This is a genomic window from Runella sp. (assembly GCF_965279615.1).
Taxonomy (GTDB): domain Bacteria; phylum Bacteroidota; class Bacteroidia; order Cytophagales; family Spirosomataceae; genus Runella.
Genome location: NZ_OZ257252.1, coordinates 6,817,439 through 6,830,099 on the forward strand (window position 1 = coordinate 6,817,439; position 12,661 = coordinate 6,830,099).

General features: G+C 45.5%; 18 protein-coding genes. All 18 read right to left on the reverse strand.

What is annotated here, in order from left to right; all coding sequences use genetic code 11:
- Positions 1-24: 24 nt before the first annotated feature.
- Entirely contained in the window at positions 25-2,157 is a 2,133-nt protein-coding gene (locus tag ACQY73_RS28550) for a sialate O-acetylesterase (protein ID WP_428657587.1), read from the reverse strand.
- Between the two features lie 68 nt (positions 2,158-2,225).
- A complete protein-coding gene (locus ACQY73_RS28555; RefSeq protein WP_428657588.1) occupies positions 2,226-3,716 on the reverse strand; it encodes a hypothetical protein in 1,491 nt (496 codons plus the stop codon).
- Positions 3,676-4,206 carry a hypothetical protein gene (locus tag ACQY73_RS28560; RefSeq protein ID WP_428657589.1) on the reverse strand — a complete coding sequence of 177 codons (531 nt, stop codon included), beginning with the start codon at positions 4,204-4,206 and terminating at the stop codon, positions 3,676-3,678. Before ACQY73_RS28560 ends, ACQY73_RS28555 begins: the two co-directional genes overlap by 41 nt.
- Positions 4,203-4,505 carry a hypothetical protein gene (locus ACQY73_RS28565; RefSeq protein WP_428657590.1) on the reverse strand — a complete coding sequence of 101 codons (303 nt, stop codon included), beginning with the start codon at positions 4,503-4,505 and terminating at the stop codon, positions 4,203-4,205. Before ACQY73_RS28565 ends, ACQY73_RS28560 begins: the two co-directional genes overlap by 4 nt.
- A gap of 1 nt (position 4,506) precedes the next feature.
- Positions 4,507-5,328, reverse strand: a complete 822-nt coding sequence (locus tag ACQY73_RS28570; RefSeq protein WP_428657591.1) for a DUF1353 domain-containing protein — start codon at positions 5,326-5,328, stop codon at positions 4,507-4,509.
- Positions 5,329-5,365: 37 nt separating this feature from the next.
- Positions 5,366-5,689, reverse strand: coding sequence for a hypothetical protein (locus ACQY73_RS28575; RefSeq protein ID WP_428657592.1), 324 nt, complete (start codon positions 5,687-5,689; stop codon positions 5,366-5,368).
- Between the two features lie 173 nt (positions 5,690-5,862).
- Positions 5,863-6,642, reverse strand: coding sequence for a DNA cytosine methyltransferase (locus ACQY73_RS28580; protein WP_428657593.1), 780 nt, complete (start codon positions 6,640-6,642; stop codon positions 5,863-5,865).
- Positions 6,636-7,043 (reverse strand): hypothetical protein, encoded by a 408-nt coding sequence (locus ACQY73_RS28585; RefSeq protein WP_428657594.1) that lies wholly within the window; start codon positions 7,041-7,043, stop codon positions 6,636-6,638. Before ACQY73_RS28585 ends, ACQY73_RS28580 begins: the two co-directional genes overlap by 7 nt.
- Positions 7,044-7,554: 511 nt before the next feature.
- The gene (locus ACQY73_RS28590; RefSeq protein WP_428657595.1) at positions 7,555-7,875 is read right to left on the reverse strand and encodes an HU family DNA-binding protein; all 321 of its coding nucleotides are present in this window, start codon (positions 7,873-7,875) and stop codon (positions 7,555-7,557) included.
- Positions 7,872-8,156 (reverse strand): hypothetical protein, encoded by a 285-nt coding sequence (locus ACQY73_RS28595; RefSeq protein WP_428657596.1) that lies wholly within the window; start codon positions 8,154-8,156, stop codon positions 7,872-7,874. Before ACQY73_RS28595 ends, ACQY73_RS28590 begins: the two co-directional genes overlap by 4 nt.
- Complete coding sequence (locus tag ACQY73_RS28600; RefSeq protein WP_428657597.1) at positions 8,149-8,655, reverse strand: ASCH domain-containing protein; 507 nt, start codon at positions 8,653-8,655, stop codon at positions 8,149-8,151. The genes ACQY73_RS28595 and ACQY73_RS28600 overlap by 8 nt, the downstream gene beginning before the upstream one ends.
- Entirely contained in the window at positions 8,652-8,987 is a 336-nt protein-coding gene (locus ACQY73_RS28605; protein WP_428657598.1) for a hypothetical protein, read from the reverse strand. Before ACQY73_RS28605 ends, ACQY73_RS28600 begins: the two co-directional genes overlap by 4 nt.
- A gap of 4 nt (positions 8,988-8,991) precedes the next feature.
- On the reverse strand, positions 8,992-9,246 hold the full coding sequence (locus ACQY73_RS28610; protein ID WP_428657599.1) for a hypothetical protein: 255 nt from the start codon (positions 9,244-9,246) through the stop codon (positions 8,992-8,994).
- 4 nt (positions 9,247-9,250) lie between these two features.
- A complete protein-coding gene (locus ACQY73_RS28615) occupies positions 9,251-9,607 on the reverse strand; it encodes a hypothetical protein (RefSeq protein WP_428657600.1) in 357 nt (118 codons plus the stop codon).
- Positions 9,608-9,609: 2 nt separating this feature from the next.
- Entirely contained in the window at positions 9,610-9,954 is a 345-nt protein-coding gene (locus ACQY73_RS28620; protein ID WP_428657601.1) for a hypothetical protein, read from the reverse strand.
- A 120-nt stretch (positions 9,955-10,074) separates the two neighbouring features.
- A complete protein-coding gene (locus tag ACQY73_RS28625) occupies positions 10,075-10,932 on the reverse strand; it encodes a hypothetical protein (protein ID WP_428657602.1) in 858 nt (285 codons plus the stop codon).
- A gap of 5 nt (positions 10,933-10,937) precedes the next feature.
- Positions 10,938-11,261 carry a hypothetical protein gene (locus ACQY73_RS28630; RefSeq protein WP_428657603.1) on the reverse strand — a complete coding sequence of 108 codons (324 nt, stop codon included), beginning with the start codon at positions 11,259-11,261 and terminating at the stop codon, positions 10,938-10,940.
- A 20-nt stretch (positions 11,262-11,281) separates the two neighbouring features.
- Entirely contained in the window at positions 11,282-12,640 is a 1,359-nt protein-coding gene (locus tag ACQY73_RS28635; protein WP_428657604.1) for a hypothetical protein, read from the reverse strand.
- Between the last annotated feature and the right edge of the window lie 21 nt (positions 12,641-12,661).

The window sequence follows — 12,661 nt, forward strand, 5'->3', positions numbered from 1 at the left end:
TTTAAGTTTTTTAAGTTGAAAAAATTATTGTAAAGTATATTTGAACAAAGGGCACCAATTGTAAACAACTGTATTAATTCCGGACGCGTCGAAAGTGATAGCCTGAGAATCACGCAAATTGCCTCGCGTTCCGGTAGTTGGCCCTGATCCCGGATAGGTTCCTGTATCATAACCATAAGTCATATAACTACCGGCATAAACCGTAGAAGCCGCCACGATCTTTACGGCTGTTCCTTTTCTGGTAAGTGTTACAGAAGTAATCGTAATTTCTGTACCGTTGGCAGCAAATAATCTAAAACCAAAGTTGCCCGGATTGCTGACGTTTGTTGTGTCAAACTGAAGTGGCATGGTATAGGCATAAAACTCCAACTCTACGATATTGCCTTGGCGAAGGCTATCAACCACATAAATAGGCTTCCAGTCTACGCCATCTACAAAAATGCGTTTCCAGACAAGCCCAAGCATTGCCCCCATCCGCTTACTGGACATTGGGGTTAAGTGGGTGTTATCCGATTGACATGGATATGGATACGTAGGCCCGGCCATTATGATATGAGGGTAATTGTCGTCTATGGCGAGTTCCAACTGTTGAGCTGCTACGGTGATCGTACCGGCAGTTACCGAAACAGCGTTGAAGCCGTTTGTCTGATACATGATTAATTTCACCGGGGTTGTTTGTCCGGTAATGGCCTTAATGTCTGCATCCAAATCTTTCCAAAGCTGGATTAAGGGAGCTTTGTAATTTGCATCGGAAAGATTTGATTCTCCCTGAATCCAAATAATGCCATCAACACCGTACGTCAAACCTGAAGCGTTTGCCCGTAGCAATCCATAGCTGACATCTTTCAAAAGGTGATTGTAGTGCATTGTGCCTTTACTGAGTTGCGCTAAAGACATGCCCCCATTGCCCGGAGCGCTCAAAAGCAGACGATAACCCGTATCAGGCGCAAATCCATTTTCGCTTTGGATTCGTTCCTGAATCATCTCCGATACTCCCGAATAAGGGGATTCAGCAGTCACCTCCTGAAGGGAAGTAAGGGCTGCATAGACATCGACTTCATTGGCCGATTGGTTTCCCGCCCAGGTAACCGGGCCGACACCTCCGGAAAACATAAGAGAATTGTACCCTGAACGCTGTGATGTGGTAATTGCACCGGTGGCACTTAACACACTAAGCGACTGCCCATAACCAATAATGTGATTCAGGTTTCTACGAAAACCCTTTTTTGCATTTGTAGCAATGGATTTTTTCGTGATAACATTGCTATTTCTGTCGAGCGCAAAATTAATATTGCCATCTGCGTCCTGAAGTGAAAGCGGGTATTGCTCCTGTGAATCAACATTAATGGTAAGATTGCTTAATGCAATTTCACCGGTTGCCGAAATTGAAAAAATTATGCTGTTGGTCAGCAAATTCCTAATAATCAATCCCCCATCTACATCAGCCTCCAGCCCAATCTTAGAAGCAACTTTAAGAATTTTTGTGTCTACCTCTGCATTTTTTAATTTGCCATCCCACGTTTCCAAGCTAGCTACGTTACCTAAACTATCAGTCAGAATTTGATAATAATCATCCTCAGGGGTAAGTTCGATGCCGTTGACAGTTTTTGCACTGATTGCACCTGCTGTAAGGGCAAATAGCTTTAAAATTCCATCTTCGCCAAGATCAAACGAGATATTGCCGGAGGCATCCTGAATAACAATCCTATTATCTGTTGTGCTCCAGTCAAAAGAGTCCTTCAGGTAGTTTAGAAAAACATTCAACAACGTTTCCAGTTTTGTTTGTGCAACACTGCCATCACCCAACGAAAAAGCCACTTTTACCCATGCGGTGCCGTTGCTTTTTACCCGGTCTCCCAATACGAAAGCGGTGCTGCTTCCTGTAATGCTTTGCGTTCCTGCCACAGTAACTTCGTAGTAATCGTTTGCGGCGCTTGGAGTTGCAGTAAGTGCCGGGCTGTTGGTAGACGCGTTCCAACCTCCTCGAAAGTTGCCCTGCGTCGTAAGGTTATTATACGCCTCAATTACTGCGTTTTTGTAGGCAAGGGTATCTTCCTTTGCTGACAAAATACTATTCTTCTCAACTATTGTATAGTTTTCTTCAGAAAGACCAAGTCCGCCAGTTTTTAGCCGTATTTTTTCATCTAGATTGCTCATTTTATTTATAATTTTTACAATTTCATACAAAACTAAAATCAATATTTAATCGCAGAAAGGACGGATTTTTACATCCAACCAACCGCAGGAATAACGGATGTAGAAGCTCCGAAACGCCCGGTACGGCTTCCGTATTTACCACAGACGTAATAGTCTAAGGTGTCGGAAAGGTGGGTGGCTAATTCTTGGGGCATAGAACGAGTTTCAGACTTTTTATCCTTGGTAAAATCATCATTGATGGGTGCTTGTTGAATAGAGTGGATTAAGGGTGTACCTAATTTGGCGTTGATCCGCACTTTGGGTAAACGTGGGTTTTTCTCGTTTAGAATTTCATCAATAAAGAAGTGTTTGTCTTTATGGAGCCAGTTGAAACCATTGACGCGAGAAACGACTGTCCAGCCAAGGGCACGGAGGGTTTCGGTGAATACATCCTGCTGTGTGAGTTTTGATTGGGCAACTTTTGACGTCAGGTTGCGATCTCCCCACAAGTACACTACTTTTTTACGGTGCTGAGCGTAGGTTTCGTGAAACTTGAAGGCGAGGCGCTGAACAAGGTTGCTTTTTTCGGCATTGGGTTTGACAAAAAGGGCATTGATGCAATGCTCGGTGGTGTGGTCTTTGCTTTCCTGCCAGACCGACGCGCAGGTAAAAGCGGCGTTGGCATCCATCGAAATTTCAAGCGCTGCTTCAGGGTCATAATCCTTATGTTCCTTGTGCCAAATGCCCAACTCATCATCAAAATCATAGTTGTAGCCATGATGCACGTGACGCTCCTGGTTAAAGCTCGGATAGAAGCCATTGGCGAGGGCAGTCATCCGTTCGTTCATCATTTCGATGGCGAAGGTGATGGGGTCTAGAATCTCGCGTTGGGTTTCGATGTAGTCTGGAACCTTGGCCAACAAAGCATAATTGTCTTTGGCGGTGGCTTCGTTGAAGCGGTACTTCTTGGGCTGATCCTTGGCCAATTGTTCGTACTTCCATATCCATTGACCTTCGGCATGGGTGGGTACGGACGTAAAAAAATAGAAGGCGAGATTAAGGTGAGAATCAATGTCAAGCGGGGCGCGGTTCCGAGGAAGAACGATTTTATTGATCCAGTCTTCTTTGAACCATCCCGCTTCGTCAATGAAATTTTGAGAATCGTTCCCGCCACGGTTGGAGTTTGGGCGGTCGTAGCTACGCATTTGCAAAGCATAGCCTGATTTAAAAGAAACGACATTTTCCCACTTTTTGGGAGCATAGATGGGCTTGACCCAATCATCGGGTGGACGGCGAAACAGGACGTAGTTTCCACGACCTGTTTTGGGGTCGTAGGGATGCCAGCCGTACTGCTTCCAAACATCCTCACTTTGCTCCAGTATGATTTCCAAGCCTTGGGTAAAAGTATTGCAATTGAGGGATGCCTTGGCACGGGGAAGGCTTCGGGCAGAGAGACCGATGACGTGGTTGAGGGTGTTGGTCTTGGCCGCTCCACGACCGCAGACGGCACCTTTGATGCGCTGGTTGGCTTCCAGAAAACTAATCTGCCACGGGTTTAGGAGTATCGGTGACGAGTTCATAGGGGACGTCTATAGGTTGGAAAACGACGGAGAGTGGAACAGAATAATCGGTGTCGTCTTTTTCCTGTGGCTCTTCGGAGTAAGTGCCGAGAATTTTATTGATTTGGTCGTTGATTTTTGCAGCGGCCATGTGGTCACCTTCGCGGACGGCGTCTTTTTCGCGGCGCTCCAAGTGCTGAAGACGGAAGGCTTTACGGGCACGTAGTGAAAGCTGTTGCATATCGCCAAATAACTCCAGCGACTCGTTCACGATTCGGTTGGACATTTGAACGCTGACCTTGTATTTCTCCCTAACGAACTTAACGATGGCGGCACGGGTCCAGACGGGCTGTTCCTCGTCGGCTTCGTTTTGCTCGAAAAGCAGCATGACGCGCTCGTATCGGTCGAGGTAGGTTTTCTCTTCTGCGTCGAGCTCAGCGGCTCCGGCGTAGTAGTCGCGGTACTTTTGAAGCTTATCTTCGTCGGGCTTGAGGCGTATGATGTTGGTCATTTGAATTTTAGGTAGAGAATGGCGGCGGCTCCTATTCGCCATGCCCACCGCTCGATATCGGCACGGCGAAAACGGCGATGCAGGATCTGATTGGCTTCGTTGGCATCGAACAATCGAACGGCCATGTCGTTGGCGTCGGAGCGGAGCTTTGAGTTCTGAATCTGACAGCCGGTGACCTGCGTTTGATAGTTGGATATCTGATTATTTTTAAGCGATAGGTTAATTTTTGCGTCCTGAAACCGCATCAAACTATCATAAATGGCGCGTGAATTTTGGACGAACAATTTGACCTCACTCAAACTATCGCTTGGATTTGAGGTAGGAGTTGATTGCGCGAACGGCCTGAAGCTCACTAAGATGAGCAATGCTGTCAGAACGAATCTGCTGACGAAGAGTGAGAATGGTTTCATCTTTTTGGGAAATGGTGTTGGCATGTTGGGCTAATTGGATACTGTAATTGAGGGAATCGAGAAGGCTTTGCTCCCGCAGGGCGGCGGCTACGGCGAGTTGTTGGGCTTTCCGTATCTGCATTTTTGAAATCAAGGCACCGAGCATCAAACCGGTACAGAGGGTGAGAAAGTAAGTGAACGCGGGCAGAATCCATTTTTTGGATTGAATTTCGGCCTTGACTTCTAAGATACTGTTCAGCGATTTTTCGGCATTCTGAACCTTGGTTAGACCGCTGAAAAGCGATTTAAAAAATGTGATGATGGGTAGGAAGAAATTCATGATCTTGGAGTTGACGTTGTACCAATTATACCAACCTAATAATTTAACATAGTAATACATCATATTGACCTGCCACCGAGGAATCTTGGATTGCTTCAGCAGGGTTAACCAAAAGCGGTCGACCTCGGTACGGGTGGCTTTGAGCGGTTTGGCTTCGTACAGATAATCGTGCACGACACAGGCGGAAGAAGTGCGGCCATGCGGGGGGATGATGCCCCAAAACAGGCGCGGTACACTGGCGAAATCACTGATAAAACCCGCAGGGATGAAAATGCGCCCGTAGGGGTGCAAATTACACCGTACCTTGACGCGGGTGGTCACTTTCCACCAATCGGGTTTTCCATCTAAGCACTTCTCCACAGAAATTTTCGGATAGATGGTGAGGTAGTTCATAGCGATTTACAATAAGTATTGGTGATATGGAATAGAATTAAACTGACAATAATGATTCCCATGCCGTACCTGTATAAACATATAATTCAGATGTGGTTGTATTGAACAAAAGGAGTCCGGAAACAGGATTAGGATAATTATCCATTTGTTCAGCATTTACTCTTGTAAGCCGCAATGCCTTATTTGTTGAATTTAATTCCATTATTGCTGAAGCTGTATTTATTTCAATAGCGCTATCGGCAGTAATAAAATTTAAAATACCTTCAAGAAAATCGGCAATTTCGGTAGTTTGAACAGGGTCTTGCGGGGTCGCATTACGAATTCCGGTAATGTAATTAAGGAGTTGAGAACGAGTTGGCATGACTTTCGTTTTTTTGAACGAAAGTAGAAGCCTGTAAGAATTGACGAAAGGACGGGATTTTCTGAAAGCAAAAATCCCGACGTCAGGGAAGTCGGGATTGGTGATCAATTACACTGATAGATGTGAACATCTATTGAGCCGTAAAGATACAAAAAATTTTAGCCCTGTTAGTGTTACTGAATGACGCATGGTATTATACGTCGGCTCACACTGACTCGTTTTCGACAGGCATCGGTGGCAGTGATTCTGTTTTCGGGTATGATTCGACCGCACCCACAGGCACAGGTTCGGACGTCGGAAAGGTAGGTGGGGGAGGCGAGTGCGCGTCTGATCGCGGCGGCAATGGTACGACTCACGTGGAGATTCACGGCATTGCCTACGACTTTGTAGGCTCCGGCTTTGGTGAGGTCGGGAAGGTCGAATGGTTCGGTGATTCCCTGAAGGGCGCAAAATTCTTCCCAAGTGCGACGGTCGGTTTTGTTACCTTCAGTAGCCATGACACACTTTTCGGAGCGGGTAGGTTTAGGGAGCCGTGGGATATCTAACACGATACCGGCTTTTGAGCCAAATTGAAAATAGCGGTGGCGGTTTTGAGTGCTTCCGCATTCGTTGGCATTCAGGAAAAAACGTTGCATCTGATAACCGTCGATGCTGATCCTTGGAACGTTGGGGACGTTTTCGAGCAGGAACCAATCGACGTCGGATTCGATGACAATGCGTTTGAACTCCTTGAGCATTTGGATTCCGTAGCCGCTGGGAGGAGTTCGCCGAGCCAATGAGAAGTCCTGACACGGAGAGCCGCCGATGATGCCATCGAATTTACCTTTTATGCTTTTGAAGTTTCTGATGTCTTTTCCTAAAATGATATCGCCCGATTGAACAACGCAAAAGCCGTTTTCCCTGAAGCCTTCGCCGAGTAAATCTATACCGGGAAAGGTGCTTAGAATTAACATTGTGATTTCTCGATACTTGAAAGTGGGTGATCTGTCACATCAGAAGAGTCTTTGATTTGGTCTCGAAGCAATAGAAATATGTTGAAATATTGCTCGGTAAGTAATTCTATCCCGATGGAACGGGCAAAGCGGCCATAAAAAAGAAACTTGCCTTGCGTATCGGTGATCAGCAATTCTGGGTCTCCATTGTAGTTACGAATTGATACCTGTTCAACACGACTTGTGCCGTGAATGAAGATTGTACTTCCTGATTCAGCATATTGGGAACTATGAGAAGTGCCGCCGATGATTGCTAATGCAATGGCTCGGCAAAAGTCATCCTTTGTGATTTCGGTGATTGCTTCTTTGTGAACCTTGCCTAAAGATTCTTGTTTAAAAGCGTCTATGATTTCTTGTAGCATAGTGAATTTTGCGGTTAAGTTTTCGGTGTGATTATTCCTGGGCAATTAAAGTCAGGCACTTCACATTCGTGACGTGGCGCCCGTGATTCAGTCGCGCATGATCACAGATGTTTGTCAATTTCATGCCTGAACTCAATCAAAAGAAGTAATGAAGCGTCTTTTGATAGTTGGGTTTTCTCCCGCAGTTTATACCAAAGGATTTTGAATGGGTACATTGATTGAAACTCGAAGGTAATACTACCGACAGTAGAAAGGTCACTATCAAAAACCTGCCTTAATATCTTGGCATCCCGATGACTTATGGGTTCAATAAGTATTTCTATTTGGATCATAGTTGTGTCAGTTTAATTGGATTGCTTCCTTTTCTACCCAAACATTGTAGAAATACAACACAGGAGCGGGAGACCACCGGAGTATATTTCCCGTACGGCGTTTATACTCAGCGGTCAGTAGATCAATATCAGATATGTAAATGTAGGCTTGGCCATGGTTATCAATGAACCTGATAAATCTATCGTGCTTTGCGAGTTGATTTTTGGCTGATTTTTGCAGTTTCATTTTTTACTTTTTTTATCATTTCCTGTGATGGTTTGAAGGCAGGACTATGGTAGGGATCGACGATGATCTCTACATTTTTTTTGACATTTCGAGCTTTGCGTAAGGAACGATATTTGGAAAAAAAGTTTCCAAAGCCGCGCAAATAGATAGTTTGGCGAGCAGCTACCTTTTCTTTGATCACCTCAAAAAGTGCGTCAACAATAGTTGCAATTTCGGGTTTTGGAAGGTCTTTGGACTTATAATAGATTTGGGTAACTATGTCGGCTTTTGTCATTTTTTTTGGAGTTGACGGTTGGCAAGTTGAATGTAAAGCTCAGCACGGCGGCGGGTCGTTACTTCGAGGCTATCGCGGGTGATGTTGGCGATTTGAATACCTGACGAACTGTAAACGATCAGATAGGTCATGCCGCCGAATTGCTTCAGCTGACAATCAACTGAAGCATCGGTAGGGCTGCCGACTTGAGTACTGAGTCGGCAACTGTTAAAAATGAGAAGTATTAAAATAACAATTGGAATGATCACCCAAAGGGCGGTTGATTTCTTTTGTCTAATCATTCTTGACCTCCTCTCTTGAAGATTCGATCATTAATTCTGCGATCCATGATTCTTCGGGCGGTACGTTCCAAATGGACAAGTTGCCTTTGATCGGAATTTGGTGCTTGAAAATGATGGGGTTTTCCAGCTTCCAAGCAAAACGGTTGGCTGAATAGTCACCGAGGTGATATTCGATAGAATCCTTAGCGGGGCAAAATTCAGAAAGCAGATTTTTTTCGATGACCTCTTCCGTTTTATAGGTTTCTATCAAATCAACACAGCCAATGATGGCACCGAATGGCAAAGCACTGAAATCGGTAATGAAGATATTGAATGGCCAGTTTAGGACCATTTCCTTTGTCTTTATTTTAGGCATTCCCTTTGTCTTTAATTCTTGACCAAGGGAGGCATGGATCAGAATTTTACCTCGGTGGTTCGTATTGAAACCTCTGGTCTCATATCCTTTTACACCTTCAACAACAAGCGAAGCCCACGGTTGGAGTAATGAAATGGCTTTCATGATTCGACTCCTTCCTTGGCTAATGTGCCGGCTACGGCAATGGCCCATTGTTCCAGTAGTGCGAAACGTTGCGTTTTGAAATTGGCAATGGCTTCGCGGTATTCTTTCAAATCGTTCTCGTTAGGTTTGCTGGGGTACTTTTTTGTAAAGAAATTGTACTTGAGACAATTGCCGCTTTTGAGGTGAATTTCGATGAAAAGGGAGCGGTAACTCCCATCGGTGCCAAACGGCCCAGAAGCAGTTTGGATCGGGCTAATGACCTCAATATTGGTGAGGTCTAGGGTATGCCCGGTGAAAATTGTTACTAAAACGATTTTAGTAGCGTAGGTCATTGGATCAACGTTTTTGGTTTAAATCAATATTATAAACTATGCAAAGTGTACGAAGGCCTTCGTCACAAACGGCATCTATTTTACTTCCGTCAGGATGAAAAAAAACGTGCATTTTGTTGACTAAAAGTTCCTTACGTTGGGGGCAATTGCAGACGTGGCAACTACATGTCATAGTGCCTTTTTGGGCGTGTTCTGCCTTCATTTTTGCATGAAAAGCTTCTTGAGCGCGCATGAGTTGTGCTTCAGTAATCTGTGCCATGTTCTTATTTAAGTTTAAATTTAGTTGTTACGGTTTCGGTAATGGTGAGGCCTTCATTGAGGGTTTTGACGACTCCCATTAAGTACTTGGCGTTGGGGGATTGAAGCCCGGCGATCCATTGAGTGGAAATGAGGCATTTTCGACCGCGGTTGCTTTGCATCATTTCAAGAACCTTGGCTTTAAATTCCTGCGTAAAGCCAAAGGGAAAGGTCTGCATCTTTCCGATGGTTGAGAGGAATTCAGGATCTATGTGTTGGACCGGTTCCCATTCCGTAGTGCCAGTGGCCTTTATAAAAGATTGCACTCCATTGAGGCCCAGAGAGGCGCAATTATCTTCCGTTATGAATGATAGTTTTACCATAGCTAATACATTAAAGTGTTATTGAATCCGAGGTTTAATAAGGCTCGGTCGAGGTGACCGAAGATTTGGCACAGGAGCACATCGGTGTAACTGTGGGGGCGTAATTCATCATAGAGCGCTTTGGCTTCGACGGGCTTCAGGGTGATGCTTCGAGGTTTCGACTTTTTACTCTTTGCATTGCATTCTATAGTATGACCCTTGCGCCAAAACAAATCATAAAGCACCATGTGACTGACGGTACTGTTCAGACCCAATTGACCGGTATGGGTGCTGATTTTATGGAGATGACCAAAAAGAGCAGCATACTCTACCGAATAGAGTTTGATAATGACCTTATCGGTTGGCATTGGCTTAATTAGATTTGGATGGCAGGAAAATGATGATCAAAATCAGAAAAAGGTAAGCAAGGATATAGGAAGCGGCGGCGATGATTGCAAAAACGACGGCGGCGATAATGGAGAAAAGTTTCATTGGGATAAGATTTGGATAAGTGAAACATCTTTGGCTTTTTTTCTTTTTTTTCCTTGGCCAGACTCGGCAGATATAGCGAGGCGACTGGTGAGGATTTCGAGCATGGCTTTTTGCTCAAGGATCGAGAGCTCGGCAAAGTTGGCCGCCCATCGCTTTTGCTTGCGGATGATATCTTCACGCTCGCGAAAGTCGGCACCGAGGTAGCGGTAATCGTGGAGCTCCGCGGGTGCGGGGTAGTTCATCCAGAGTTGCTCGGTGACACGGCCGTGTCGGGTTTGAGCGGAGATTTCTTCCATATTCCATTCTATCCCTTTCCCTGCTAACCAATCATTGTATATTTCATTTTCATAAGTACTTATTGCAATGTGAGCCTTATCGAATGAATACAGGGTTTCAAGAAGCAAATCGTGCTCATGATCACTCATTTCAAACTTATAATTTGGTCTGGAATCCCGCCGACTATCTAATGGGTATGGTGGGTCAACGTACAGAAATACACCGTAACTGTCGAATTCTTCACGCATGTCCTCAAGAACTCTCAGGGCATCTCCGATCAGGCAAAAACGACCGAGAGAGTTTTTCATAATATGACGGTAGAAGCATTCGGTGTCATTGTCGTAGTCTCCTTGGAATGGTATACTTCCGTCGTAAACGGTAAAACCATGCTGCTTATAAAATGGTATCAGGTCATGATTTCGCTCAATAACGAAGGTTCTTTTTGCCTCTCTTTTTTGCCTGAAAATCCCCAATTTTCCTCCAAAAGGTTCAACGTAGGTGATGTGAGGCGTAATAAAATTGATGATTTGGTGGAAATGCCCATCTGCGGACTTACCACCGAAGTAATGATTATTCATGCAAATCAGGCTTGTGAAGTCCAACCGGTTCCTTTTACGAATTGGGCGATTTTATCGCCACGTAAGCCATCGAAATTTCGGTAGATGGCTCCTTCTGCCACTCTGCCGGTCCAACCATCAGGGGTTTCATGTTCGATACGATGCTTCCAGTACTGGACCCAATAACCAAGGTGACCGTATTGCCATTTGCCGCGATATCGGATATCTCCGGAATAAAATACGCGAGTGTTTCCGTCGACGAAGCGGACGATGGCCTGAACTGAGGCTTCCAGTTTGAGCGGATCAGCGTTGTTTTGCTGACGTGGTTGGGCGTTGTTTTGAGTTGTCATTTATCTATCAGTGTTTACGTTTAATTCGTTCTTTTGATGACCTTGGTGAAGCCGCGTTGAAATACGACCGGTTTGTCTTGTCCAACGGTGATGGCAAGGGTTTTGAAGCGGTCGAGGACGGTTTCGCCATAGCGTTCGAGGCTGCGCTCAATGGTACGGTAGGCTTCGAGGTAGCTGAGTTTTTGGAGTTTGACGGGAGCGGTACCGGCTCGGTGTTTTTGCAGGGATCGTATAGCTCGGCTTACAACTTGGCGGGTGTAATGGATGCGGTACATTTGCTGACTGTTGCGCAACCATTGCTCGGTGGCTCGAAAACCACGCTCGTTTTCCCAATCAAAATACCCTGCTCCTTCTTTTCCCCACGCATAGGGCTCTGGAATGTACTTATCGGGATGCTTGGCGTAATACCGGGAGACCATTTCGAGGCGTTGATACAGCTCCTTTTGGTAGTTATCCCATTCTTTTTCAGTCAATTCGGTCTCAAAATGGTTATACACTGAGCGGCGAATGGTGCGAAGGGCCTGTTCGTCCTGCCACGGTTGGTAGTTGCGCGACGGGTAGAGGATTTGTTTGGCATAGAGCCAAAAGCTGTTTAGGAAACCGTCGAAAATGGCCTGTTTTTGGGCATCCGTGCGTTCGTAGCGCTGTCGTTTTCGGCCAGCCGGCGCACCCCCCGGCTGATTGTCACTGTGACAAGGGAGGGCTCCTAAAGTGTCGGTTTTGCCTTCATCCGGCTGTTGCTGTTCGGTGTTGCCATGATTGTTTCCCTGTTCAACTAACAGACCTTCCGTTTTTTGAATGTCGCCGTGCTGTTTACTGGCCTTATCTATTTCTATATCTAAGTTGCTATGAGTCACGGTGACTTTATGCGGAAAATTTTTGTCCAGATGGTCTAAAACCGTGCCTGTGATGGCGGAAATTTGCGATTTTTCGACCTCCAATTGGGCGAAATCGAACAGGATTTCGGGGTTTATCCACACCTCAAAATCGGCTTCTGAGCCGTGAAATTTGTATTCTGAGACAATATTGGCATCACGTAAGGTGGCGAGATGATTGCGGCTTGTGCGGTCGGAAAACGAACGCCACGCGGCAATTTGGACGCCGTTGGTTTCGAGTGACGGAAGGCCATCGGTAAAAGCAGCGTCGCCAATGGCATTGATGGTTTTGTAGAATTGACGGACGTAGGCTTTGACGAGATGCTCGGCCGTAGCCTTGGTACTGGCGTTGATTCTTTTGGGGCGGTAGACGATGGTTTTGACGCTACCGCTTTTTTGAGTACGCTGAAAGGTTTTGACAGGCATGGCCTCGTTGAGCTTGTTAACGTTTTGGTGCAACCGACGAAGGGCAGCACTTTGGTCAATGGTACGCGGGTATTTCATAAAGTTTTGGTTATAATTCAC

Coding starts and splice junctions, on each gene's coding strand:
- ACQY73_RS28625 (WP_428657602.1), bottom strand. CDS start 10,932: ATGAATAATCATTACTTCGGTGGTAAGTCCGCAGATGGGCATTTCCAC.
- ACQY73_RS28615 (WP_428657600.1), bottom strand. CDS start 9,607: ATGGTAAAACTATCATTCATAACGGAAGATAATTGCGCCTCTCTGGGC.
- ACQY73_RS28635 (WP_428657604.1), bottom strand. CDS start 12,640: ATGAAATACCCGCGTACCATTGACCAAAGTGCTGCCCTTCGTCGGTTG.
- ACQY73_RS28610 (WP_428657599.1), bottom strand. CDS start 9,246: ATGGCACAGATTACTGAAGCACAACTCATGCGCGCTCAAGAAGCTTTT.
- ACQY73_RS28630 (WP_428657603.1), bottom strand. CDS start 11,261: ATGACAACTCAAAACAACGCCCAACCACGTCAGCAAAACAACGCTGAT.
- ACQY73_RS28590 (WP_428657595.1), bottom strand. CDS start 7,875: ATGACAAAAGCCGACATAGTTACCCAAATCTATTATAAGTCCAAAGAC.
- ACQY73_RS28570 (WP_428657591.1), bottom strand. CDS start 5,328: ATGAACTACCTCACCATCTATCCGAAAATTTCTGTGGAGAAGTGCTTA.
- ACQY73_RS28620 (WP_428657601.1), bottom strand. CDS start 9,954: ATGCCAACCGATAAGGTCATTATCAAACTCTATTCGGTAGAGTATGCT.
- ACQY73_RS28575 (WP_428657592.1), bottom strand. CDS start 5,689: ATGCCAACTCGTTCTCAACTCCTTAATTACATTACCGGAATTCGTAAT.
- ACQY73_RS28585 (WP_428657594.1), bottom strand. CDS start 7,043: ATGCTACAAGAAATCATAGACGCTTTTAAACAAGAATCTTTAGGCAAG.
- ACQY73_RS28595 (WP_428657596.1), bottom strand. CDS start 8,156: ATGATTAGACAAAAGAAATCAACCGCCCTTTGGGTGATCATTCCAATT.
- ACQY73_RS28550 (WP_428657587.1), bottom strand. CDS start 2,157: ATGAGCAATCTAGATGAAAAAATACGGCTAAAAACTGGCGGACTTGGT.
- ACQY73_RS28580 (WP_428657593.1), bottom strand. CDS start 6,642: ATGTTAATTCTAAGCACCTTTCCCGGTATAGATTTACTCGGCGAAGGC.
- ACQY73_RS28600 (WP_428657597.1), bottom strand. CDS start 8,655: ATGAAAGCCATTTCATTACTCCAACCGTGGGCTTCGCTTGTTGTTGAA.
- ACQY73_RS28560 (WP_428657589.1), bottom strand. CDS start 4,206: ATGACCAACATCATACGCCTCAAGCCCGACGAAGATAAGCTTCAAAAG.
- ACQY73_RS28605 (WP_428657598.1), bottom strand. CDS start 8,987: ATGACCTACGCTACTAAAATCGTTTTAGTAACAATTTTCACCGGGCAT.
- ACQY73_RS28555 (WP_428657588.1), bottom strand. CDS start 3,716: ATGAACTCGTCACCGATACTCCTAAACCCGTGGCAGATTAGTTTTCTG.